At 40.6% G+C, this 26,354-nt stretch carries 19 protein-coding genes; 6 read left to right on the plus strand and 13 right to left on the minus strand.

Annotation, left to right across the window (positions count from 1 at the left end):
* Window positions 1-17: 17 nt before the first annotated feature.
* The 12 genes from fdhF to SVZ03_06660 all read right to left on the minus strand — a co-directional run bounded on the left by fdhF (window position 18) and on the right by SVZ03_06660 (window position 14,551).
* Window positions 18-2,777, minus strand: a complete 2,760-nt coding sequence (gene fdhF, locus SVZ03_06605) for a formate dehydrogenase subunit alpha (GenBank protein MDY6933878.1) — start codon at window positions 2,775-2,777, stop codon at window positions 18-20.
* Between the two features lie 122 nt (window positions 2,778-2,899).
* Window positions 2,900-4,696, minus strand: a complete 1,797-nt coding sequence (nuoF, locus tag SVZ03_06610; GenBank protein MDY6933879.1) for an NADH-quinone oxidoreductase subunit NuoF — start codon at window positions 4,694-4,696, stop codon at window positions 2,900-2,902.
* 85 nt (window positions 4,697-4,781) lie between these two features.
* A complete protein-coding gene (locus SVZ03_06615) occupies window positions 4,782-5,165 on the minus strand; it encodes a (2Fe-2S) ferredoxin domain-containing protein (protein ID MDY6933880.1) in 384 nt (127 codons plus the stop codon).
* A gap of 51 nt (window positions 5,166-5,216) precedes the next feature.
* On the minus strand, window positions 5,217-5,741 hold the full coding sequence (locus SVZ03_06620) for an NAD(P)H-dependent oxidoreductase subunit E (protein MDY6933881.1): 525 nt from the start codon (window positions 5,739-5,741) through the stop codon (window positions 5,217-5,219).
* Window positions 5,742-5,785: 44 nt separating this feature from the next.
* Complete coding sequence (locus SVZ03_06625) at window positions 5,786-7,840, minus strand: FAD-dependent oxidoreductase (protein MDY6933882.1); 2,055 nt, start codon at window positions 7,838-7,840, stop codon at window positions 5,786-5,788.
* Window positions 7,841-7,953: 113 nt separating this feature from the next.
* Window positions 7,954-9,993: an FAD-dependent oxidoreductase gene (locus tag SVZ03_06630; GenBank protein ID MDY6933883.1), complete on the minus strand. Its 2,040-nt coding sequence runs from the start codon at window positions 9,991-9,993 to the stop codon at window positions 7,954-7,956.
* Between the two features lie 59 nt (window positions 9,994-10,052).
* On the minus strand, window positions 10,053-10,643 hold the full coding sequence (gene rsxA, locus SVZ03_06635; protein ID MDY6933884.1) for an electron transport complex subunit RsxA: 591 nt from the start codon (window positions 10,641-10,643) through the stop codon (window positions 10,053-10,055).
* 70 nt (window positions 10,644-10,713) lie between these two features.
* Window positions 10,714-11,301 (minus strand): electron transport complex subunit E, encoded by a 588-nt coding sequence (locus SVZ03_06640; protein MDY6933885.1) that lies wholly within the window; start codon window positions 11,299-11,301, stop codon window positions 10,714-10,716.
* A 20-nt stretch (window positions 11,302-11,321) separates the two neighbouring features.
* On the minus strand, window positions 11,322-11,891 hold the full coding sequence (locus tag SVZ03_06645; protein ID MDY6933886.1) for an RnfABCDGE type electron transport complex subunit G: 570 nt from the start codon (window positions 11,889-11,891) through the stop codon (window positions 11,322-11,324).
* Between the two features lie 13 nt (window positions 11,892-11,904).
* On the minus strand, window positions 11,905-12,876 hold the full coding sequence (locus tag SVZ03_06650) for an RnfABCDGE type electron transport complex subunit D (protein MDY6933887.1): 972 nt from the start codon (window positions 12,874-12,876) through the stop codon (window positions 11,905-11,907).
* Window positions 12,873-14,105, minus strand: coding sequence for a 4Fe-4S binding protein (locus tag SVZ03_06655; GenBank protein MDY6933888.1), 1,233 nt, complete (start codon window positions 14,103-14,105; stop codon window positions 12,873-12,875). The genes SVZ03_06650 and SVZ03_06655 overlap by 4 nt, the downstream gene beginning before the upstream one ends.
* Before the next feature lie 59 nt (window positions 14,106-14,164).
* The gene (locus SVZ03_06660; GenBank protein MDY6933889.1) at window positions 14,165-14,551 is read right to left on the minus strand and encodes a cytochrome c3 family protein; all 387 of its coding nucleotides are present in this window, start codon (window positions 14,549-14,551) and stop codon (window positions 14,165-14,167) included.
* Between the two features lie 416 nt (window positions 14,552-14,967).
* Between SVZ03_06660 and SVZ03_06665 the strand changes: the two genes are divergently transcribed.
* Together SVZ03_06665 and SVZ03_06670 are read left to right on the plus strand one after the other, a co-directional pair.
* Window positions 14,968-18,078, plus strand: coding sequence for a cyclic nucleotide-binding domain-containing protein (locus SVZ03_06665; protein MDY6933890.1), 3,111 nt, complete (start codon window positions 14,968-14,970; stop codon window positions 18,076-18,078).
* Window positions 18,079-18,472: 394 nt separating this feature from the next.
* A complete protein-coding gene (locus tag SVZ03_06670) occupies window positions 18,473-19,699 on the plus strand; it encodes a porin (protein MDY6933891.1) in 1,227 nt (408 codons plus the stop codon).
* 88 nt (window positions 19,700-19,787) lie between these two features.
* Here the strand turns inward: SVZ03_06670 and SVZ03_06675 are convergent, their stop codons facing one another.
* The gene (locus SVZ03_06675; GenBank protein ID MDY6933892.1) at window positions 19,788-20,090 is read right to left on the minus strand and encodes a hypothetical protein; all 303 of its coding nucleotides are present in this window, start codon (window positions 20,088-20,090) and stop codon (window positions 19,788-19,790) included.
* A 145-nt stretch (window positions 20,091-20,235) separates the two neighbouring features.
* Between SVZ03_06675 and fdnG the strand changes: the two genes are divergently transcribed.
* The 4 genes from fdnG to purQ all read left to right on the plus strand — a co-directional run bounded on the left by fdnG (window position 20,236) and on the right by purQ (window position 26,279).
* Window positions 20,236-23,178, plus strand: a complete 2,943-nt coding sequence (gene fdnG, locus SVZ03_06680) for a formate dehydrogenase-N subunit alpha (protein ID MDY6933893.1) — start codon at window positions 20,236-20,238, stop codon at window positions 23,176-23,178.
* A 3-nt stretch (window positions 23,179-23,181) separates the two neighbouring features.
* Window positions 23,182-24,003, plus strand: coding sequence for a 4Fe-4S dicluster domain-containing protein (locus SVZ03_06685; protein MDY6933894.1), 822 nt, complete (start codon window positions 23,182-23,184; stop codon window positions 24,001-24,003).
* Window positions 24,004-24,091: 88 nt separating this feature from the next.
* Window positions 24,092-25,444, plus strand: coding sequence for a hypothetical protein (locus SVZ03_06690; GenBank protein ID MDY6933895.1), 1,353 nt, complete (start codon window positions 24,092-24,094; stop codon window positions 25,442-25,444).
* A 25-nt stretch (window positions 25,445-25,469) separates the two neighbouring features.
* Window positions 25,470-26,279, plus strand: a complete 810-nt coding sequence (gene purQ, locus SVZ03_06695) for a phosphoribosylformylglycinamidine synthase I (protein MDY6933896.1) — start codon at window positions 25,470-25,472, stop codon at window positions 26,277-26,279.
* The last annotated feature ends 75 nt before the right edge of the window (window positions 26,280-26,354 follow it).

Consider the following 26,354-nt stretch of genomic DNA (forward strand, 5'->3'; position numbering starts at 1 on the left):
TATGAATTGAATGACGGTTATTTTTCAACTTTAACAGCGCATACCTTGAATTCTGGAATCTTGGCAACTGGATCCAGCGCTGGATTCGTCAATCTGTTAGCTGCCGCTTCAGCAAAATGAAAGGGGATAAATATTACTCCGTTCTGAGAACGGTGATTTATTTTTGCAGTAACCTTGATTGATCCTCTTCTTGAGGTTACCATTATTGTATCTGAATCACTAATATCATACTTTTTAGCATCAACGGGATTTATCTCTGCAATCCCTTCAGGATATAATTCGTTAAGACCTTCAATCCTTCGTGTCATGGTTCCAGTATGATAATGTTGAAGTACTCGACCTGTGCTGAGTATTAGTGGGTATTCGTCATCAGGCAACTCTGCAGGAGGGGTGTAGTCAATAGCATGAAAAAGACCCTTACCCCTTGAAAAAGCCGCCTCATGTAAAAATTTTGTGCCAGGGTGTGAAGATGTGGGACATGGCCATTGGATTCCACCCTCACTCTCAATACGAGTATAGTCTATACCGCCGTAACTTGGGGTTAATTTAGATATCTCAGTAAATACATCACTGGATGTATTATAATTCATCTCGTACCCCATTCTTTTTGATAGTTCAACAAATATTCTCCAGTCATCCTTAGCTTCTCCAGGTGAGGGGATAGCCTTACGGACCCTTTGAACCCTCCGTTCAGTGTTTGTAAAGGTTCCATCCTTTTCAGCAAATGATGATGTTGGAAGAACCACATCTGCCATACTCGCTGTCTCAGATAAAAAAATGTCCTGTACAACTAAAAATTCTACATCCTTGATAGCCTTCTCTACATGGTCTAAGTCAGCGTCGCTAAGAAGAGGATTCTCTCCCATAATATATAGAGCCTTTACCCTGCCTTCTTCTATTCCATTAAAGATTTCAGTCAAGGGTAATCCAGGTTTTGTAGAGACTTGTTTGCCCCATTCACTGCTAAACTTTGCCGCAATAGCATCATCGCCAACTGCCTGATAACCTGGATATACATTTGGCAAACAACCCATGTCACAGGCACCTTGAACATTGTTCTGTCCCCTTAATGGATTGAGACCACCTCCCTCAATACCAACATTTCCACATATCATAGCTAAATTTGCCAAAGACTTAACATTATCTGTGCCTGAAATATGTTGTGTTATGCCCATTGCATAATATATTGATGCTTTTTTCACCTTTGCAAATAGTCTTGCCGTCTCTATTAGACTATCCTTTGGTATTCCAGTAATGCCTTCAACATGTTCAGGATTATATTTTTTTACAATCTCTTTTAATTTGTCGAAATCTTCTGTTCTACTCTCTATATAGTTTTTGTCATGAAGATCTTCATTTATAATTACATGCATCAGACCATTGATCCAGGCGACATCAGTTCCTGGCTTGGGTTGCAGATATATATCAGCAAATCTTGTTATCTCTATCTCGCGGGGATCAATGACAATGAGTTTTGCACCTCTCTGGTTTACAGCTCTTTTCATTCTGTTTGAGATAACTGGATGATTCTCAGTGGTGTTTGTGCCGGTTAATAGTATTAAATCTGTTTTATCGATCTCATCGATTGAATTAGTCATTGCGCCACTTCCGAATGCTGTGGCCAGACCGGCCACTGTTGATGAGTGTCATAGACGGGCGCAGTGATCAATATTATTGGTACCGATCACCGCTCTAAAGAATTTTTGCATTATATAATTATCTTCATTAGAACAACGAGCTGATGAAAGTCCTGTTATGCTATCAGGTCCTCCCTTCTCTTTTATTTCAGTGAGTTTCGAACTGATTAGGTCAAGGGCTTCACTCCAAGTGGCTTCTCTAAGCTGATCACCCTCTCGAATGAGCGGTTTTGTTAATCTGTCAGGACTATGGATAAAGCTGTTGCCAAATCTACCCTTTACACAAAGACTGCCTCTGTTTACTACTCCTGATTCAGTTCCGGATACCTTTACAACCTTTCCATCCTTTACAAAGAGGTCTATAGAGCATCCTGTACCGCAATATGTGCAGATACTCTCCACACGTTCAAGTTCCCATGGCCTTACATATCGACTATCCTTTTCAACTAGAGCCCCTACAGGACAGACTTGTAAACATTCACCACAGAATACGCAATCTGAATTATTGAGTGGATCATCGCCTCTAGTTGTAATTTTTGCAGCTATACCACGATATCCGTAATTAATTGCATTATTCACCTGTATTTCATTACATGCCTTAACACAACGTCCGCACATAATACATCGTGAAAAATCTCGTATAATAAATGGATTTACTGACTCCATCTCATAGTCTGGCTTTATTTCACCAAGATTAAGGTCCGATACCTGATAAAGATATGCATATTCCTGTAGTTTACAGGTTCCATACTTATCACATATGTCAGTGAATCCATCATAGTCTCGCACTTCAAGCTGATAATCAGTCCAGTCTTTCTCAGTGTTTCCACGTGCAGTACAGTTATGGTTTCCTGACGCCATGAGAAGCGCAATAATTAAGCGACGGGCCTCAATTACTTTTGGTGAATCAGTATGCACTATCATGTTATTTGAAGCAGGCATTGTACATGAAGCTACAAGATTACGGGCTCCCTTTACCTCTACAACACATACCCGACATGCCCCGGTGGGGGTTGTGCCCTCGAGATGACATAGGGTTGGGATAAAAATCCCATTTCGTGTAGCTACTTCTAAAATTGTCTCGCCCTCTTCAAAAATATATTCTCTATCATTGATTATTATAATATTATCTGAACTCATAGCTCCTCGCTATATAATATATTTTTTTATAATGAATAATCTTTGTTATTCATTTATCTTCTACCTAATTTTTTAAACAGCAAAAGATAAATATCTTTTATATTGATTTAGATTCGCCTAAATTATGTAATTACCACGGCATTAAATTTACATGCGTCATAACATGCTCTACACTTGATACACTTGCTCTGGTCAATGGAATGAGGTTTCTTCTTTTCACCGATAACTGCATCCTGGGGACATCTTCTTTTACATAATCCACAACCTGTACAGTTTTCTTCATCTATTGTAAAGATAATCAGTTCGCGGCATACACCTGCTGGACACTTTTTATCGTTAATGTGAGTTTCATACTCTTCTCTGAAATATTTGATAGTTGTTAGAATTGGGTTTGGTGCTGTCTGTCCTAGGCCACAGAGGGATGAAGAGATAATGTTTTTAGATAGGTGTTGAAGAAGTTCGATATCGCTTGGTTTGCCTCTACCCTCAGTTATATCTGTTAATTTATTATGCAAAATAGTAGTTCCTACTCTACAGGGTGTGCATTTGCCACAGGATTCATCAGCCGTAAATGATATGAAGAACTTGGCAACATCAACCATACAACTGGTATCATCCATTACAACCATACCACCGGAACCCATAATGGCACCAGTCTTTGTTATGGATTCGTAATCAACTGGAACATCTATAAAGTTATTTGGCAAACAACCTCCTGATGGACCTCCAATCTGTACTGCCTTAAGCTTCCTATAGTCTGGGATACCTCCTCCAACATCATAAACAATGGTTCTGAGTGGTGTTCCCATGGGTACTTCAATTAGACCAATGTTTCTCACACAACCAGTTAGAGCAAATACCTTGGTGCCCTTACTCTTCTCTGTGCCAATGTTTGCAAACCATTCAGAACCTCTTAAAATAATTCTAGGAACATTAGCATAGGTCTCTACATTGTTTAGGACCGTAGGGCTTGCCCATAATCCCTTATTGGCCGGAAATGGTGGGCGCGGCCTGGGCATACCCCTCTTGCCCTCAATGGATTGCATCAATGCGGTCTCTTCTCCACATACAAAGGCTCCAGCTCCATGATAGAGTTCAATATTAAAATTATATCCACTTCCTAGAATATCTTCACCCAACAAACCATAATCCTCTGCCTGCGCTATGGCTGTATTCAATCGCTCAATAGCTAAGGGATACTCTGCCCTGACATAGATGTAACCCTTATTGGCGCCAATTGCTTTCCCTCCAATTATCATCCCCTCTAAGACAGAATGTGGGTCGCTCTCTAGGATAGATCTGTCCATAAAGGCTCCGGGATCACCCTCATCAGCGTTACATAAAATATACTTGGTGTCACCCTTTGCATTCATACAAAATTGCCACTTACGGCCTGTCGGGAATCCAGCCCCGCCTCGTCCTCGTAAGCCTGACTTCAAAACTTCATCAACTATTTGCTCAGGGGGCATATCATTTAATGCCTTTGCTGTGGCTAAATATCCATCTGTTCCAATGTATTCATCGATCTTGTCTGGATTTATCATTCCTCGGTTTCGCAGCGCAATAAGCATTTGATTTTTGAAGAAACCTATATCAGACATCTTGGGGACCAACTGCTTCTGCTCATATTCTTCAAAGAGATGCTTTCTTACAATACGTCCCTTGATTAGATGTTCATCTACGAAAAAGGGGACATCTTCTACTTTTAATTGTCTATAGAATATCTCATCTGGATAAACAATCATAAGCGGTCCTGCTGCGCAAAATCCATTGCATCCGGTTGTCTCAACTGCAACCTCATCCTGCAATCCCCTTTTTTGGATTTCCTCTACAAGTGCATCTCTTAACAAGAGAGAGCCACCTGATACACAACTTGTTCCTGCACAAACCAGGAGATTTACACGATATAATTTATCCATGGTTTACCTTCTAATCTACTAAATTAAATATTGTTTAAAATTTGTAAATATGAAATTCAATTACTTAATCTATATTAAATAGTTTTTAGATTGTAGTCTCACTACCTCGAGCTAACACATAATCTAAGACCTGTTTGCCATTAATTACATGCTGGTCAAATATTTCCTTAATCTTCTTTTCATCCAGATTGCTATATTTTACTGGCGTTTCACCCTTTATCTCAACCGTTACCATAGGCTCCTGATTACATAAACCGGCACAACCTGATGAAGTCAATATTACATCTGTAATTCCACGACTCTCTATCTCCTTTAGAAGGGTGTCCATTATCTTTCTTGCCCCTGCGGCTATCCCACAGGTTCCCATATGTACTGTTATCTTTACTCGCTGTGTTCCCTCTCTTAGGGTTAGGGTTCCTTTTACCCCCTCTTTAATCTTTTTAAGGTCTTCAATTTTTAGCTTGGGCATTTTATTTTACCTCCGCAGTAAAATAATAAATAAAATTAAATATTGATTCAACTAATAGGATTTAAGTATATCCATACTCTTAGCAGGATCAACCATTCCATAAGTATCCTCATTAACCACAACAACCGGGGCCAATCCGCATGCCCCTATGCATCTAACCACCTCTAATGTAAACTTCCTGTCTTCAGTGGTTCCTCCCTCTTCAACCTTTACGTTAAGCCCTCTTTCAAGGTTCTCAACAATCTGCCCCGCGCCTTTTACATAACATGCTGTTCCTAAACAGACTCTGATTATATTTTCACCGCGAGGAGTCATACTAAAAAATGAATAGAAAGAGACTACACCGAAGACATCGCTTGAAGGTATATTCAAACCATGTGCAATATAGTCCTGCACTACAGGTGGAAGATATTTTAATGTCTGTTGTACCTGTTGTAAAACTGGTATTAGGGCACCCGGTCTATTCTTATACATAGATAATATGTTATCAACTGTTTCTTTATTTTTGGCCAATTCTTCTACTTCAAGGAAGTTATTAAAATTACTAGTTATCTCATAAGCACTCTTTATTGTCATCAATCATCTCCCTTATATATAATAAATAAGATAATAATGGTTATTTATTGTGATTTCTTATAGCATATTAATCCACAATCGAGACATCTGTTTGCTTCTTTCTTTGCCATTTCTTCGGTTAGACCTATATTGATTTCAGTCTTCTCATACATTCTGGTAATCTCTCCATACTGAAAACCGATTTCGCTCTTTGGCATCATCTCCCTTGTTATGGCATCAACGTTTTCAATACCTTCAACATCCAATATTTCCATATCAGTTTTTATCATATTTTCTTGAGGTGTTAATTCCTTTTCATTAAGATAAAAATGCGTTGCTCTGGCAATCTTTCTTCCCCTGCCAATTGCTTTAACCACAGCCATGTTATCATTTATCATAGCATTCTCGCTAAGATTGAATATATCATCACTTTTATTATCAGGAAACATCTTGAAGGTCTCGAGTGTATGCCATCCTTTTGAATTGGTTGTTGATTTATTTTCTTCGTCGATTTTTTCTTTGACAAATACCAAGTCAGACAAACGTCCTGTAGCTACTATAATTGTGTCTACATCTCTTTTTTCGGTAGTTCCATCACTCTTTCTCAACCCAATCTGGGAGAGACGGTCCTCTTCACCAGTAAGGGAATTGACAACTGTTGAGAATAGGAATTTAATGCCTTCACTCTCAGCCTTCTCAATATCTATCTCCCTTGACAATAGATCCTCTCGTGTATAGGGATATATTATTGTGACACTGTCAGCTCCATTTTTTTTACATATACTTGCTGCCTGTAGTGTGGAATTGCCACCGCCGATTATATATACACTCTTGCCTATTGATAGGCTTTCTCCCCTTGATGAGCTTACTAAAAAGTCCAAAAGCATGTATATACCCGGGATCGTCTCTTCAAGATCAATGTTGCCCCTGAGAATCTTACGGCTGTCTAATCCTCCACTTGAAAGCACAACCGCATCATATCCATCATTTAGAAGGGATGAAATTGTATAATCGTTTCCTAAGATCATATCCGTTTTCGCTTTAACACCTGCACTCAATATTCCATCAATTTCCCAGTCAATGATATGATCAGGTAATCTTGTTTTTGCAATTACACTTCTAACAATACCTCCAAGTTTTGATGTTGCTTCATAAATAGTTGGTTGATGTCCAAGACAAGCAAGATAATAAGCTGTTGTCAATCCCTGCGCCCCACCACCTACAATTGCGACTCTGTTCTCAGTTTCTGGAGCTTTATATGGATGTACTCTTTCTTTATTATTCATCTCATAGTCAGCAACAAACCTTTTGAGGTTGTTAATTGCCACTGGCTCGTCTACAAAGTTACGACGACATTCAAACTCGCAAGGTGCTGGACAGATCCTACCAACTATCAATGGCAAAGGGTTTTTTTCCTTAATTATTCTGATAGCCTCTCTATAGTTTCCTAAAGTGATCTGCCTAATATAAGCCGGTATGTTTATACCAGTTGGGCATGTCCTCTGACATGGGGTAGTGCACTCATCATATCTATTCTCACCTATCATCCTGTTCGTGGTGGAGGTTAGCTTAATAATATTCTTTGGACACAACTCTACGCATACTCCGCACCCTCTGCATTTATTTTGATCAACATAGGGTAATCCGTTCTCGCCCATAGAGAGAGCACCAAAGGGGCATGCTCTTACGCATGTTGCCAAACCGAGACATCCGATTGGGCATTCCTTAGCGCCACCAGCGAATAGCATTGCAGCCCTACAGTCATTTACTCCATAATAGCTGTACTTTGTGTCAGCCTCCTCGATACTATACCTACAGCTGGAAGAAGCAATCTCTGGCTCTTTTATCTCTACCTTTACTCCCATAACCTCTGCAACTCGTAGGGAAATGTCAGGTCCCCCTGCTACGCATATATCTGGTCCAGCCTTTCCTGCTACAACCGCTGCCGCTGCTGCTGCACAACCCGCATAGCCACAACCACCGCAGTTTGCTCCGAGTAGCGAATCCTCAACCTCTTCGATCTTAGGATCCTCCCATACATAGAATACCTTGGAGGCAATTGAGAGGCCAACAGCAGCCACAAAGCCAAGGCTTATAAGAAATATGGTTGGTATTAGCATGTCTTGAATCCCTTTTTATAGATTTCTGATTTTGCTGATCATTTTACAGCAAAGCTGCAAATTGTTATGTTTATATAATTATTAAAGACTTATCTTCTTGTATTTAAAATATGTTAAGCAATACGTTCTTCATCATCACGCCAATAGCAGGTGAGTCCGCATCTCAAACATCGCCTTGCCTCATTCAAAGCTTCTTCCTCGGTTATTGTTAGTTCTGCTTCCTGAAAGTTTGTGATGCGTTCATCCACAGGAAGTTCTGGCATTTCAACTCTCTTTTTTTTGATTATACCGTCAATTGCTTTGATTTCTGTTCCTGGTATACGTTTTTTCTGTAGATCTGTTTGTGGGATTAAGTCTTTACCTGATACAAATAGATGTATTGCTCGCGCTGCTCTCCTGCCACCGCCTATAGCATCAACCACCAAAGCAGGACCAGTAAAGTAATCGCCTGCTGTAAAGAGATATGGAATATCTGTTTGACAAGTATCCTCATTGGCATCTATTGTTTTATAGCGTGTATATTGTATCTTTTCAAGTTTAGAACTCTCTTCAACATAAGAGACATCAACCTTTTGACCAATTGCAGCTATAATGGTGTCGACCTCAAGGGTGGTCTCTGAACCAGGTATCTCAACTGGTCTTCTCCTTCCTGATTCATCGGGTTCACCGAGTTCCATTTTAATGTATTCCAGCTTACTTGCAACCCCTTGATCATTTCCAATAACACGTGTGGGTGCTGCCAGAAAGTGAAAATTTATACCCTCTTCCTCGGCTGCGATAATCTCTACCTCATTTGCCGGCATCTCCTTTCGGCTGCGTCGATAGAGTAGGGTTACATCAGCGCCCAGTCTCTTAGAGGTTCGAGCTGCGTCAATGGCAGTGTTCCCACCACCTACTACGACTACACGTTTGCCCACATCTACATCGATTCCAAGGTCCCTTTGTCTTAGGAAGTCTATTCCACCCCATACGCCCTCCATATCCTCACCCTCACAACGCATGTCTGAACTTATCCATGCGCCCGCTGCCAGGAATATTGCCTTATATCCTGATGAGAGTAGGAAACCAGTGTCAAAATCTTCCCCAAAACGCGCGTTGGTTCTCGCTTCAATTCCGAGATCGAGTATTCCCTTAATCTCCCAATCTAAAATTGCCTTTGGCAATCTGTATTCTGGAATGCCATAGCGAAGCATCCCACCCAGATTAGGCATTGATTCAAAAATAGTAATATCATGACCAAGTCTGCGTAAAAAATAGGCACAGCTCAATCCCGCTGGACCGCCCCCTATCACAGCTATTTTATGACCGGTATTTGGGGCTAATGAAATCTCTATCCTTTTGCCGGATTTCATCTCCCAATCAGCAACAAATCGCTTTAACATGTTTATGGCTACTGGATCATCCTGGCCGCTTTCCCCACGCCTACACCAATCCTCACATGGGTGAGGGCAGATGCGACCGCAAGTAAGTATAAGAGGATTTCGTTCTTTTAGAACTTGTACAGCCTTCTCATAATCTCCATAGCGAATGGCATCGATATAAGAAGGAATATCAATTTGTGCGGGGCATCGCTGTCTACAGGGGGCCAGGCATTCATCATTTGTGTTTAGGTGTAATAGCTTGGTTGACGTCTGCACTAAGGAGATGATCCCTTTAGGGCACGTCTTTACACAGGACCCACAGGATACGCATTTATCTGGATTAAAGACAGGCACACCTAATTTGCCCATTTCAATAGCGCCAAACTGGCATACCTTTATGCAATTGCCAAATCCAAGGCAACCCACCTCGCATTCCTTGTCTCCACCAGCATATAAGTAGGCAGCCCTGCAATCGTTTATACCGTTGTAAGTAAATCTATCCTCAGCTCTTTCTCCACCAAGACAATACATCTTGGCCAACTCTGGCTCACCGATCTCAACGGTGACTCCCATTATTTCAGCGACTCTGTTGGCTATATCAGGCCCGCCAGCAATGCATACATTGGCTGATGCCTCACCGCTTACAATTGCTACCGCTGCAGCTGAACATCCAGCATAACCACAGCCTCCACAATTTGCGCCAAGAAGGGCTTCTTCTACCTCAACGATTTTGGGATCTTCCCATACATAAAAGAGCCTTGAGGCTATAGACAAACCAACCGCAGCTGCCATGCCTAAAGTTAGTAAAAATATAGTAGGTATTATCATAAGTAAAAATTTATAGTTAGTTTTTATAGTGCCTTGAGAGCGCTGTCAACACCGACAAATCCGAAGAATGCTAGCGCCATGAGGCCTGCTGATATCAATGCAATGCCTGTACCCTGAAGGGGTTTAGGGATGTTTGATATTTCAAATCTCTCCCTTAAGCCTGCGAGCATAATGAGTGCAAGGGTAAAACCAATAGCAGAAGCAAAGGAAAAGATTAACATTTCAATAAAATCGTGATCTTTTTTTATATTCATAATAGCAACACCAAGAACTGCGCAGTTTGTAGTGATAAGCGGCAGGAATATACCAAGAGCCTGATATAGTGGTGGGACTGATTTCTTTAAGAACATCTCTACGAGCTGAACTAATGATGCAATAACAAGAATAAAGATAATTGTCTGTAGATATACAATATCAAGCGGTTCCAATGCATATTTCTGAACAATCCAGGTGATTAATCCTGCAAGGGTTAAGATAAATATTACCGCCATTCCCATTCCTATTGCAGTATCCATCTTTTTAGAAACCCCAACAAAGGGACAATTGCCAAGATATTCTGCAAGTAAAATATTCTTAACTAAAACAGCGCTGATTATGAGTACTATATATTCCATCCTATCCTCTCTCTATACTAATGAGTTGCTAAATGATGATCTATTTGGTGACCTATACGTGAATTTATCACTACTCACTTACAACATTCATAAGCCCTAGAAGTACGCCAAGGCATACAAAGGCGCCTGGAGCCTCAACCATAAAGTTGAATGGTTGAAAAGCGTCCCCCATAATATTCAAACCAAAAAGTGTACCCTTTCCTAATACCTCACGAAGAGCACCCAGAACAGTGAGGGATATTGTAAATCCCAATCCCATTCCTAAACCATCGGCTGCTGAGTTTATGACCGGATTTTTTGATGCAAAGGCCTCAGCCCTCCCGAGTATAATACAATTAACTACTATTAATGGAATGAATATTCCAAGCTGTTCATAGAGTGAATAAACATATGCCTGCATTGTAAGCTCAACAATTACTACAAAGGTGGCAATAATTACTATGTAACTCGCTATTCGTACCTTCTTAGGAATTATATTACGAAGTGATGATACAATTATATTTGAGCAAAGGAGCACAAATGTTGCAGCAATACCCATTCCTAAACCATTATCCGCAGACTTAGTTACTGCAAGTGTTGGACAGAGACCTAATACCAGCCTGAATGGTGGTATCTCATTCCATAATCCCCTTGTAAAATCCTTTATAAGAGACATTATTAACTCCTAATTATAGTGATTTATTTCATTTTAGATTTAATTTCCTCAAACAATCCAACTCCATTACGTACTGCTGTACACACGCCCCTTGAAGAAATCGTTGCGCCGGTTATAGCATCTATTACACCGCCATCACTCTTTATCTTGAAATTATCCTTTATGGATTTTCCTTTAAAATTATCCGCATAAGCATTATCGTCCTTTACTTTTGAACCAACTCCAGGGGTTTCCTTGTGAGTCGTAACACCAATTCCAGCTAATGTATTTGTATTTAGATCAAATCCTACGATAACGCCAATGTCGCCACCAAAACCTCCAGCGCTCATCTCATAGGCGACCCCCCAGGGTTCATTATCCTTTTTGCCTACGAATACCACCATCTCCTCTTCGCCAAGGGTGATCTTTTTTCGATCCTTAATAAGATCATTTGTGGAGCCTGCAAGCACCTTGTTTACTGCCGGCCCCTTTACATTCAATAAGACCTGCTCTTCGATACGCTCTTCAGTTTGCGCTTTAACCATTGCCAATAAAAAACCACAAACACCGCATATCACTGATAATACAACGATCATTTTAATGATTTCTTTCATATGACTATATCCTTTACTCTTTTTTGCCTGGTATTTTTGGGGTGATCTTATCAACTAGAGGATTAAAGATATTCATAATTAGTATCGCAAATACAACACCGTCAGGATAAACGCTCCAAATCCTGAATATTACAATAAGGAAACCACATGAAATCCCATAGACAATCATGGCAATTTTATTTGCTGGTGAGCTTGAATAATCAGTTGCTAAAAAGAATGCTCCAATCATCACATTACCAGTCAATAAATGGAAGATGGGACCTGCATACTTAGTTGAATCAGTGAGATGAAAGAGGGTTGAAAAGATTATCACTCCAATCAGGAAGGATAAGGAAAGCCTCCAAGGTATAACCCCCCTTATCATAAGGAATACACCGCCGATTATAATCCATAGTATGGCTGATGCTCCCATTCCGCCAGCCTGCTTGCCCATTAACAGGTCTGATGTTTGAATATTACTCACACCAGATGCGCCTAATCTCTTTAAAACTGAGAGAGGGTACTCCATGGAGACTCCAAGATCGTAATTTATCATGGCCAGATCGAAATTCATAAGGTCTGCCCATGATATTCGGAGTACTGCCCATCCAATAAGCACAGGAGCGAATGGATTTGACCCAGTACCGCCAAAGAGTTCCTTGCCTATAAGAATCGAAATAAAGCATCCAATAATAACCAACCACCAGGGCACGCTTGGTGGGATTATCAATGCAAACAATAATCCTATTAAAATGGCATTACCATCAGTTATTGTTGCTGATTTTTTGAATAATTTTTGAATAATCCATTCCGATGCCATAGCGCTCGATATGGCCACTGCCATAACCCTTATCGCATGAAATCCGAAATAATAGACTGCTGAAATGACTGCAGGGAGAAGCGCTATTAAGATGGTATAGTATAGATGTGAAACTTTTTCGCCACAATGAATATGCGGCGATGGAGAAACTACTAACTTTTGAGAAGCTGTTGCTTGTGTTGTCATTGTGTACTCTCTTCCTCTTCCTTATTCTTCAATTCCTTTATTTCATGTTTGGCAAACTGTATATATTGTACAAGAGGCCTACCGGCAGGACATACATATGCGCAAAGACCACACTCAATGCAATAATCAATATCTAACTCCTCACATCTCTCGAATAATGAGAATTCAGAATATCTACCCAAAAGATTGATCTGGAGATTATAGGGACAAGCATCCACACATTTTCCGCAATTAATACATGTTATATTAGCGATAGGGGCTACTTCTTCACTATCCTGAATATAAATGGCTTCGGTTTTATGGGTAACCGGAAAATCCGCAAGATATGTGACCTCGCCCAGCATTGGCCCGCCTAATATTAACTTATCATTATCTTGGATGGCAATGTTATTTGATTCAAGAACGACTGATATTGGTGTGCCGATCCTTACACGTAAATTCTTAAGGGCTTTGCCTCCCTTATCTATTAGTGTAATAACCTTATGAACCGGAGGTTTTCCACTTTTAAGTGACTCAACGATTGAGTTCAATAATTCAACACTATAAACTGAGGAATTATCAATTTCGCCATCGGTTAACACTAACCTGGGGAGCATGTCGGACATCCCATTGGGATGGACAGGATTAACCGCTGTTATCTCTGTGCCTATAGAGAGGCCTGATATGTTATTGGGAATGGCCAAAACTGCCCTCTTAGCTCCAGTTATCTTCTTTAAAAGCTCAACACCCTCTTTGATGTTCTCGTGCTTTTCCCTGAGAATCTGTTGGTTTTTAGAAACAAGCAAATCAGAGTCAAGCCCATTTATTATTATTGTATCAATCCTTTTATCATTAGAAATACCAAGATCAAAACCGAGTTCCTTTAATTTAGCCTGTGCTTCCTCTGAACTCTTGTTTGATAAATCCTCTCCTTCATTTAAAGAAGAATCCCATTCATCACTACCTGATGTTTCAATCGTTATTGCTGTAAACTCCTTTCCATCAGTCCACTTGATTGTAGATATTTCCGTGATGGTACCTGTGACAGGGGAGAACATTCCCGTCTCTATGCTGCATGACTCCAACTTTTTTCCACTTTTTAGCTTATCGCCTACCTCTAACGTTATTGGATCTTCGCTGCTTTGTAGAATAATAGACTTTTGGGGGAGTGAACACTCTTCAATGGGTAGATTGTCATCTGAATAGATTAGCTTTGGTGGCAGAATGCCGAATATTGTTCTTAAATTCATGTTATCTTCCTAAATCCGTTTTTTTCTAATCTATGTAAATTACTAAAAATTTGCTGATATTATTGACGGTGACAAAGACTGCATTCGCCTGCGTCCATCCCCTGTTTGTTATGACATTCTATACAGTTGTTGCCGATGCATTGCTTATGAACAGGGGCATCCTCACATATTGCATCACATTCTTTTCCAGGACCATGACAACTTCTACAGTTTTTTTCATTAGCCTTTGTCTCATCATCAATGTCGTGATGGCATTCTATGCATTTTATTCCATACTCATTCTCTGAAAGGTGGGCTCGATGATCAAAAATCACTGCTCCACCCTTTGTTTTAAAGAGTACTCTTATGGGTGATTCTGAACTCTGAAGGGAATATCCTATAATTCCTATTATAGCGAGTATTATGATGAAGGCTAAAGCTAATTTTTCTCCATATTTTTCAGTCATATTCAGCATCCATATTCATATTTGTATTATTAAAAAAATATTGATTGATAAGCACAAAAAACAATAGAAATTACATGGAAGATTGAGTCAAGGAAAAATTATAAATATTTTATAATTTTTGTAATTGTTCAACAATATTAAAAAATGATAAAAAATACAAAATTGTATAATTAGTAGAACTTTATTAAAAAGCTCCATTTTTTAGTAAACTATGAGATGCTTAAGGGGGCCGGAATTCAAATTTGAGGTGCAACACAGCCCATTAAAAATCCTAATTGATAAAACAGGAAAAACATTATTGAATACAATTTTGAAGTTGCATAAAAATTAGAAGTTGTTTTTCAATTTACAAAATTCCCACTAATATTAAAATCAAGATGATCAATAATTGAAGGGGAGGGGGGAGTAGAGCGATAATGAATTTTAGAAGAACCGCGTTGAATATCCTTTCCATTAGGAGGGATGAGCTTGGCTTTGTGATACCCCTCTTTGCCTTATACTTTTTATCAGGTTCCTTCTTTGCCATAGGTCAGATATTCTCTGAAACCATATTCTTAAAGGAATACGGCGCAGAGGGTTTGTCGAGATTCTTTATATATAATGGAGCTGCCATTATAACAGCAGGCATATGCTACAATTATTTTTTATTAAAGATGTCCCTTAAAAAGGCCTATATCTTTTTAATTGGCTTCTCCACAATAATGATACTCTTGGCCTCTGTTTATTTACAGGGCAACTATTCATGGCTTCCCTTCTATATGTATATGGGCAATTACCTCTTTACCTTTTTTCTGGATATGCATTTTTTTAATTTTGCCTTTCAATTCCTCAATTTGAGAAGCTCAAAGAGGATACTGCCCTTCCTCATGGGCGGCGCCAAGTTGGGGGGGATACTGATCAGCCTCATAGTCTTTACCCTCTTTTCAGAGAGCATATCAGAATACGGCATTTATATATGGGCAATAAACGCTTTTCTGCTATTTATCCCCTTTCTCCTGCTGAGATTCTCTAAAGGCATCAGCAAGGAGCATGCAAGAATCAGCAGGTTCGAATTGCTGCCGGATTATACAGTATTTGAAAAAATCTTCAGAAGATTTAAGATTACATATTCATCGCCAATTTTTTTATATTCAGCTATTGCTGTATTCATGATGTCCATAGCCAATCAGATTTCTGAGTTCTACTTTTCCAGAATTTTTAACAATATTTTTCATACGAAAAATGAACTCGCGGCTTTTCTTTCCATGTATACCTTTATTACAGACTTCATCACCCTCTTTATTCAGTTTTTTATAGTCTCAGGGGTAATTGATCGGATAGGTGTGCGGAATTCCAACCTTGTCTATCCCATCTCATTTTTATCGCTAATTTCATTATTTATCGCCTTCCCTAATATTATAATAGGGATATTGATAAGGTTCTGGAGAAAGAATCTTAGCGTAATTATAAGGACCCCTATCTATAATACGATTATTGCGGCATCTCCCAGGGATAGGATTGCGGAGTTCAAATCCTTTATTAGCGGAATAATAAGTCCCATTGGAATGATCATTGGGGGCGGGATTATCCTGTTGATAAGCGAGGGCTTCTCAATCTATGAAGGCTATGTTTTAACACTATCAATAGGGGCGCTTTATCTATTGTTCACATATTGCCAGAATAGGGCATATATAAAATCATTAAGGAAGAGGCTCTCCTTTGACACGATTGAGGGGGATGAGGAATATCCAAAATTTGATGATTATTCAAACCTCTTATCCGATCCAATCTGGGTGGAAGAAAATCTGGAGACAATAGAGTTTCTGTTTAATCGGGAGCTGGCGCTGAATATGCTGCCCCTACTTAATCGCCATTTCGACCGATTATCAACTCACACCAAGGAGGGCATCATAAATCTTTTAGACGCTGAGAGGCATGATCTGACTATGCCTATCATATCCAAGGCTCTCCAGGATGAGGAACCCTTTATTCGGGGCAGGGCCCTGTACCTATTAACGGAATTGGGATATGAAGAGAGGGAGAGGCTCCTCAGGCATAGATATCATAAAACCCTGAAGAGCGAAGAATATGCAATTTCAATACTCCTATCCAAGCATGGAATGATTAGCGATGATAGGGATCTGGATAGTTTTTGCATTGAGTCTGTTATGGAGATCAAAGAGGGCATACTACAGGGAGAAATGGAATCCATTGAGTTTGTAATAATTATCCAGGTTCTGCCTCATTTATACTTTTTAAATCATCTTGTGGATATTGCATTAGCAACTGGAAATATTCAATTTTTGAAAAGCCTTATCCCCTTTTCAAATAAATTGTCAGCCTGTGAGTTAAAAAAAATATTTCATGTTTATCGGGATGCGGAGATCAATTATCTTATTAATCTCTCCATGTTAGCTGGCAAAATAAGCGAGGCGGATAAGACAATCCTGCTGGATTATAGGAAAGATATTTCTCAAGACCAGATGGGAAGGCTTTTCAAATATGATGAAACAACTGCTGTAAGAATTGTAGGGCGGTTGTTTCAGGAAGAGGATTGTGCAAGGCTCTCAAATTATCTTAATTACATGATGAGCATGAACCATAGGCCCAGGGATACAATTGATACCTTTATTGATTTTGAGATCAATAGGATAATAAAACTGGTAGAATTAATCGATTCAATAAAAGGGATCAGGGGGGATGCCCTTAGTAATCCAATGATCCCTAAATTCCTGTGTAATTGTATAGAGGATATTATTGAATTTCACAAGCATCTCATATTAAAGGCTATAGCCATACTTACCGGCACAAATATTGAAGAAGCCTATGAGTCCATTCTATTCTTGAAGGATAGGGATTTAGACAACTGTCTGCTTGAATATATTGAAACCTCGGGAAGGCAGACCAAAAAGGCCCTATCAATTTTTGTTGAAGGAGAAAGGATTCATCAGAAAATAGATATATTTCTGAATGATGAATCAATAAAATCATTGAACCATTTAACCGAGAATTTTACTAATGAGATCCTTGATATATTAAATTTCTCTCTATTTATCCTTTTCCAGGATGTTAGCCTGAGAAATATCAAGACGAATCCCTTTGAATCGATTGATATAAACTCAAAGGAGGGGATTGAGATGCTTTCACTTATTGAAAAGATTACATTTCTAAAGGAGAATGCCCTATTCAGTGGATTACAGATAAATGAACTGATCCACATTTCAAATATTACACAGGAGATTGAGGTTCCGAAGGATAGGGTTATCATTAAACAGGGTGAAATTGGCGACGAACTCTTCATCATATTGGAAGGGGAGGTTGAGGTCTATACAAGGGATCGGGTCTTGAGTAGGCTGAATTCCGGAAGCTGTATCGGAGAACTCTCCATTATTGACAAAGAACCGAGAAGCGCAAGCGTGAAAACCATGGAAAAAACGAGGTTTTTATCTATTAAGAGGAATGATTTTTTATTGACACTAAAAGAGAATCCTACAATATCAATAAACATTATGCAGCTTATTACTCATAGGTTAAGAAGTGTTCTATAAATACTACAACATGTGATTTTTTCGATTTTGTAGTTTTCTATTTGAATAAATATCGTTAATTATTTACTCAGGTTTTAGAAACCGATGAGTCCTATAAATGTTGTTATAATTTGCAAATTCAAGGGTCAACGCGAGTATTTGGGGTAAAAGGGTTTAGTAGGGGTGATCCACTGGGTCACCCCTACAACCGATTATAGATTATCACTATGCCTATTGCCCTGCTCAGCAAGGCTTGCATATATATTGATCGGCTTAAATGGTATAACTGAATTATTTAGGATTTAATGCATAAATCCAAAGAGCTTGATTCATCCTAGGGATTATCATCTTTTGCAGGTGCAATTTATGATAATTACTAAGCGTACAATAATATTACCTATTTATGGATTATCATATGTTAAGAATATCGAGATATATTGTAACACTAATGGTGACTATGTCGCTGGCAATGCCGCTATTAGCAGAGGATAAGCGCATTACAAGATTAACCTTTGGCGAGAACAGATGGATTTCGGTTCATTATCTTTTACAGGTACAGGGGTATACACAGAATACATATTTTCCTCAATCCGGTGAGAATGAGAGTGATGACGCCATTTGGTCCAAGAATTTTATAGTGAGAAGGTCGAGAATTATTCTTGAGGGGCAGGTTGCCAGGGATGTAACATTTTTTATGCAGACCGATGATTTCAGAATAGGCGAGTATGATAATGATAGTGATGGCGAGAATAAGGCATTCACCCAGGATGCTTATATCAATTACAGGGCAGCGGATGAGCTTCAGATCGCAGCGGGAATGATATCAGTGCCCTTTATGCACCATAACAGGCAGTATTCGGCTCATCTTCTCGGTGTTGATTATAATGAGGAGGTGATCCCCTTAAGGGGGATAACAAATGTATGGAGAGACACTGGGGTAGAGGTAAGGGGGCTTCTTCTGGATACCCTGAATGGCAAGAAGGGGCTCATCGATTACAGAATCGGGATCTGGCAGGGAGTCTCTAAGAATTATAATTATACTGAAGATACTGCTAGCGATGACATCAATCCCTACGATTATCCGCGATATTGTGGCAGAATCCAGATCAATCTGATGGATCCGGAGACAGGTTTCTACTATAGCGGAAATTATCTTGGCGAAAAGAGGATCATCTCACTGGGCGCGGGTTTTGACTATCAGAACCATGCGTTTCGAGATTATGATTTTAATACAGGGGGATATGGCGGGCTTCAGGCCTACAGGGCCTGGACAGTGGACGCTGTAATCGATTATGACCTTGGGGAGGGCATGGCGCTTGCGATTCAGGGTGCCTTTATAGATGTGAAGAACAGGCCCTATTATTCCTTTTCTGCTCATGATCAATATGGATTTTTTGGACAGATAGGATTCCTCTTCAATGGAAACATTCAACTTGTATGCAAATACCTCTCCTGGACCTATGAAGACTGGGGGGACGTATCTGGTGATTATGAAAGGGCATATGCTATTGGGGGTGTGAATTATTTTATTGACGGGCATAATGCCAACCTAAAGATTGAATATCAGAATCCCCTTAATAATGATCATAAGGCTAGTTCTGGCGAGAAAAAGGGGACTATCCAGTTCCAGATTTATATATAATCCCTAACCGCAAACCTGCTTTGCGCAGGGGAGTCCGCATTTCGAAACCTCGTCGTTTTAATGTTTAATCTGAGCGCTTGCCTCCCGTCTAGAGGTTCTCTGGTTCGCTTATTAAGCGACTGATATCAAGCCATCCCTTTGCGCCAATCCCATTATAATCAGAATTCACGACATCGATAATCATCGATAAAGAGCAATCAGCACATAGGGGAAGGGGCTTATCCCCTGAGGGATAGCCGTAGTTACACAGGGGATGGGGCTTATCCCCTGGGGGATAGCCGTAGGTACATAGGGGATGAGGTTTATCCCCTTGGGGATAGCCATTGGGTACATGGGGGAGAGGGTTTATCCCCTGGGGGATTTTCCTTCTATTTCTTGAGAACTTGCCCATAGCATTAGCATTCATTAAATAATTAAATTGACTTAATATTCATTTCACGGTAAATACTTCTCAAAATATTGTGACAGGGTGTGTGATCCCTATATCTCAAGCCTTGATTTGACTTCTCTGAGTTGTATTATGCGGGAGTATTTATATGGATGTAACCAGAAGGAAATTTCTGAAGCTCTCCGGGATGACCATTTCCGGGACATTCCTTGGGGGCGTGCCATTCCTGAATAGCTGTAAGACAAAGCCTCATAAGCTGAAAAGGACCATCGAGGTTACTACCATATGTCCCTATTGCAGTGTAGGGTGCGGCCTGGTTGTCGCTGTGAGGGATGGGGTAGTGGTTAACATTGAGGGGGATCCTGATCATCCGATTAATAGGGGTTCCCTCTGCGCGAAGGGGATAGCCCTATATCAGGCGACCACTCTCAATGACATGAGGCCCAAAGGGGTGTTATACCGCGCTCCCTATTCCACCAGGTGGAGAGAGATATCCTGGGATGCGGCCATTAAAAAGATCGCTAACAGGATCAAAAGGACAAGGGATAAGACCTTCCTCGAGAAGGAGGATAACTTTATAGTGAATAGAACCGCCGGTATAACTGGATTCAGCGGTACCGCCCTTACCAATGAGGAGTGTTATGCCTGGACAAAGTTCGCGCGGATACTCGGTATAACATATCTAGAGAATCAGGGCATTAGGGGATACTCAGCGACTGTTGAGGGGATGGAGAATGCCTTTGGGCATGGCGTAATGACAAATCATTGGATTGATATACAGCATGCTGACGTAATAATGATGATCCGCAGCAATCCGGCTGAAGATTTTCCGGTTTCATTCAAATATATAATGAAGGCAAAGGGGGGGGATGCTAGGCTCTTGAGCATTGATTCAAGATTTACGAGGAGTTCTTCACTGGCTGATCTCTATGCGCCGATTCGGCCCGGGACTGAGATCGCTTTTATTGGCGGAATCATCAACTATGCCCTTCAACATGATCGGATCAACAGGAAATATATGATTGAATATACTAATGGCGCATATCTGATAAATCCGGAATTCAGTTTTCACGATGGTATCTTCAGCGGATACGATGCTAAGAATAGAGAATACGATAGGTCGAGCTGGGCATATCAGAAGGATCGAAAGGGCGTCCCCAGGATGGATGTGTCCCTCAGGAATCGCAACTCAGTTTATCAGCTCTTGAAGGAGCACTATTCGCGATATACGCCCGAAAGGATTTCAAGCCTGACAGGCTGTCCTGAGGATGCATTTATAAGGATCGCTGAGATATTTACCTCCACCCATAAGCCCGACAGGGCGGCGACAATAATGTATTCTATGAATGAGGATCAACATGCTGGAGAGTCTCATGCTATTCATGCATTTGCCCTGCTTCAGTTGCTTATGGGTAATATTGGCGTGGCGGGGGGCGGCATAAATGCCCTTAAACATGAGGCGAATATTCAGGGCGCTACGGATCACTGCATTCATTGGCATTCTTTACCTGGATATCTGCCAATACCGGAAACAAGGAAACATCCAAATCTGGATGCATATATAAGCAAGACAATACCTTCAGCAAATGATCCGATGAGCATCAATTGGCGGAAGAATAATTGGAAGTATATGGTCAGTCTTTTAAGGGCCTTTTACGGAGATGCCGCCAATAGGGAGAATGATTTTTGTTATGATTGGCTGCCTAAGGTCAGCGGAGCCTATGGGAATGTCGATGTATTTAATAATATGGGCGATGGCAGGCACAAGGGCGCTATCCTAATTGGCGCAAACCCGCTAGTCGGATGCTTCTATAATGAAGCGGCTGCAAAATCTCTGGAGAATCTTGAGTGGCTTGCGGCTGTTGACATCTTTGAAACAGAGACATCTAACTTCTGGAAGAGGAGCGGTGCAAATCCCAGGAGGATCAAGACCGAGGTATTTCTCCTCCCTTCATCCAATTCAATTGAGAGGGAGGGCAGTGTCACCAATGCAGGGAGATGGGTTCAGTGGGGATATAAGGCTGTTTCGCCGCCAGATGAGATAAGGGATAATTTATGGATAGTTGATAATTTATTCAGAAAAATCAGGGGACTCTATGAGAGGGACAAGGGGGCCAGGTTCCCAGATCCAATATTAAATGCTTACTGGAATTTTCATGATGACGGGGATGCCCCAAGTCCCCATATGGTTGCCAGGGAGATCAATGGTTTTGATTGGAACACAAAGAAGCCTTTAGGGGATTTTATCTCCTTGAAAAATGACGGTTCCACAGCATCCGGTAACTGGCTTTATTGTGGAAGCTATAATGATGGATGCAATATGATGGCCAGGCGGGGCATGAAGGACGGGTCTAACAGGCTTGGAATGTATCCGGAATGGGCCTGGTGTTGGCCAGCCAATAGTCGAGTGCTCTATAACAGGGCTGGGGTAAACAGGGAGGGCGATCCATGGAATCCCGCCAAGCGGGTTGCCAGTTGGAATGGAAGTGAATGGGAAGGAGATATGGTCCATGGCGGCGAGGATGCCGCCCCTGACATGATGAATCCCTTTATAATGCTGCCTGAGGGCGTCGGAAGATTATTTGCCAATACTATGACAGGCGGTCCCATACCTGAACACTATGAGTCAAAGTGGAGCCCAAGTATCAACATATTGAGTTCTCAGAATAATTATCCAATTTTACAGATAATTGTGAATAAACACGTCAAGCCCGACTCCTTTCCATATCTGGCCACATATTTCAGGGTGACAGAGCATTGGCGATCAGGCGCTATGACTAAGAATATGCCATGGCTCTCAGAGTTGTCTCCGGATATATTTTGTGAGATCAGCCCTAGCCTGGCATGGGAGAAGGGGATAAGGAATAGGGACAGGGTTGAGATCAGCTCCCCCTTTGGCAGGATGAGCGCCTTTGCTTTGGTAACAGGGAGGTTGCAGCCGCTTAGGATAAATGGCAGGGATATTGAGATAATTGGGATTCACAGTCATTTCGCCCTTGGTTATGGCAGGGGCAGACCTTATTATAACAATATTAACCTAGAGAATAATGAGCCTATTGCCTTTCTCGTAGATATTAACAAAGAGGAGTGACCGATGGGGGAAAAGGCATTCTTGATCGACACAACCAAATGTATGGGGTGCAGGGCATGTCAGGTCGCCTGTAAGCAGTGGAATAATCTTCCTGCTGAGGATACAAGCTTCTTTGCCGCCCCTGAGTATACGAATCCGAAAGGGCTTTCAGCAATAACCTATAATCTTGTGAGGTTTTATGAATTGGATCGGGAAGACCCTGAGAAGCCACTTTGGCAGATAATGCATCAGAAATGCTATCATTGTGAAGAGCCAAATTGTTTAAGGGTGTGTCCGGTAAAGGCCATCTCCAAGAGGGGAGGCTGGGTTGTAATAGACCAGAATATATGTATTGGTTGTGGCGCCTGTCAGGAAGAATGCGTTTATAATGTGCCCCATGTAAGCGATAGGGATTTTAACGAATATGGAATTGATAAACCGATTAAGAAGAACAAGGCATATAAATGCCATGCATGTACCGTTAATGAAAGGGATATCCCTGCATGCGCTGCAGTATGCCCGACAAAATCTATACTCTATGATGATAGGATAAAGGTCTTGGATAGGGCTAGCAAGAGACTCAAAAAGATTAAGGATGAGTATCCTAAAGCGAGCATATATGGTAAAGATCAATTCAGCGGTCTTCATGTGATCACAATACTGAAGGACAAGCCAGAAAAATATGGCCTGGAGTCGAGTCCTAAACCAATAGAGATTAGCATGATAAAAAATGCAAATAGACTCTACTCCATTTTATCAACATTGACCCTGGGTTTGCCATCTCTCAAAAGACGAGCCTATAGGATCTCAAGGATTATAATCACAAAGGGTAGTAATTTTTCCTGAAAGCAATTATTTGTTAGGGATGGGAAAGCCGATCCCTTTTGCTGATTTGTTAAAAGATAGTCCTGTGATTCTATAAATGTACAGAAGGATGATTGATAGATTTACTTACTTGAAAGTGATGAATATAAGGATCGGAAGTCGCAGTTCTAAAGTCAAGCGGAAGGGAAAAAGTATCTCCATCATCATTAAGGCGCTGTTTATCTTTACAACAGCACAGATACATGCGCCCTTTCCAGTGATTTCCATTGAAGGAGAGAGTATAATTGAGAGAGAGGAATGGGATAATGATATTGCTGAGAAAGAGATATTTCCAAGAGAGATGGGAATTAGTCAGGATGAGGTTGAAATAAATCAATTAAAAGAAAAATCCCCTAAAGATATAAATACAATTATACTATTGATAGGCGAGATGCCTACAGATGACAGGAACTCTAATTTTGCTCCGGTCTTTAAAACAGAACAGGAGGATATATTTAATACTAATATAGATTTATCGTTATTATGGGTTGGTTATAAATTAACGGCTAGATGCATACAGCGTAAATTTCCTTGGAGAAATACCACCCTGAGCGAGACAGTAATCGGATCGTTTCTATATGCCAGTGGGACGAACTTCGGGTTTGCGGGCGGAATTTTACAAAAGGAAAAGAGATTTTATACTAATTACATCTCTGAGATAATTTCCCTGAAATGTTCTCTTCCATGGAGTACCTCTTTTGCATTCTCATTAGACTCTAGACAATATTTTTTTATTAAAAGGGATACTGGTTCAGACTTTATTATGCCCAAAAACCATATAAATATATTCCCAAGGATTGATTTTGGCTTTGATCGATTAACGGAGAAAGGGGTGGACCAACTTACAGAGGGGATTAAACTAACCTCCTGGATCGGATATGGCATTAGGAGCAGATGGGGGAGATGGGGCGAACCCCCCGATTATGAGATAGGAGGGGAGGCAAAAACCTTTATTATTTATTCATCCATTCTAACTTCAGGGCTGTTATTAAATAACAATCACAATGTTGTATTGAGATTACGATATAAGGGCGGGGTGGATAACGACTTCCTTACCAGACCTAGATTCGGATCCACCATTGATAATGTGAAATTGGATGTGGTGCATGGATTCACGCTGGATGAGTTCAGATTTGTTGAGGAATTCGGTTTAATGAACCTAAAATACAGTTTTAATCTACATAAGCGTTTAAGGGTGAATCTGTTTTTTGATTATGCTCATATATTCTCACGGGCAGAATTATCTCAGCCCTGTGAAGATGAGGATCAGACAGAGGATGTCCTTGCCTTTGGATATGGACTTAGAATCTTGAGTTGGGGAGGTTTGCCAATCTGGCTAACTCATGGTATTGGGAAGAGGCTCTATCCTCGGAAAAGACCGGTTGAGCAGGCTATAATGGCAATGACTGCCGCTGGTTGGTGAATTATTTTAATCAAAGGAACGAAACATGTCAAAGCCGAATGCGCTTGTTTTGACCGGTTATGGAATAAATTGCGATGAAGAGACCAGATATGCCTTTGATAAGGCCGGCGCTCTCGCAAAGATTGTACACATCAATGATATTATTTCAAATCCATTGATACTCGATGATTATCAAATCTTTGTTTTCCCTGGGGGATTCTCTTATGGGGATGACACCGGCAGCGGCAAGGCCATGGCAAACAGAATAAAAAACAATTTATTGGATGAGTTTATAGATTTTATTGAAAGGGATACCCTCATGCTTGGGATTTGTAATGGATTTCAGATTATGGTAAATCTTGGCATTATTCCCGGCCTGAAGGGGATCATTGGGGATGCTGAGGTCTCTTTAGAACCCAATAACAGCCTGAGATATCAATGCAGATGGGTAGATTTGAGGATTGAAGCGGATTCACCATCAATATTTACAAGGGGTATTAAGAGGCTGCATATTCCGGTCGCTCATATGGATGGGAATTTGTATGCCCCTCAGGACATAATAAACAAAATAGAGAATAACAATCTCGTTGTAATGAGGTATTCTCACCCTGATGGCAAGCCAGCGGATGGCGCTTTTCCATTCAATCCCAATGGCTCAATCAATGATATTGCGGCAATAACCGATAAAAGCGGCAGAATTTTGGGCATGATGCCTCATCCTGAAAGGAATATAGTATTCACACATCGCGATGACTGGACCTATCAAAAGGAGTGGGCAAAGAGGAGGGGTATAAGCCTCCCGGAAGAGGGGGAGGGGATGTCCATATTCAGAAATGCTGTGGGATATTTCCTCTAGATTTTTTCTATGCTATTAATAACAACCAGATAATGACTTTAGTAATATTTTTATTTTTAATTAAGGAGGTATAAT

The organism is Spirochaetota bacterium (genome assembly GCA_034190085.1).
Lineage (GTDB): Bacteria > Spirochaetota > UBA4802 > UBA4802 > JAFGDQ01 > JAXHTS01.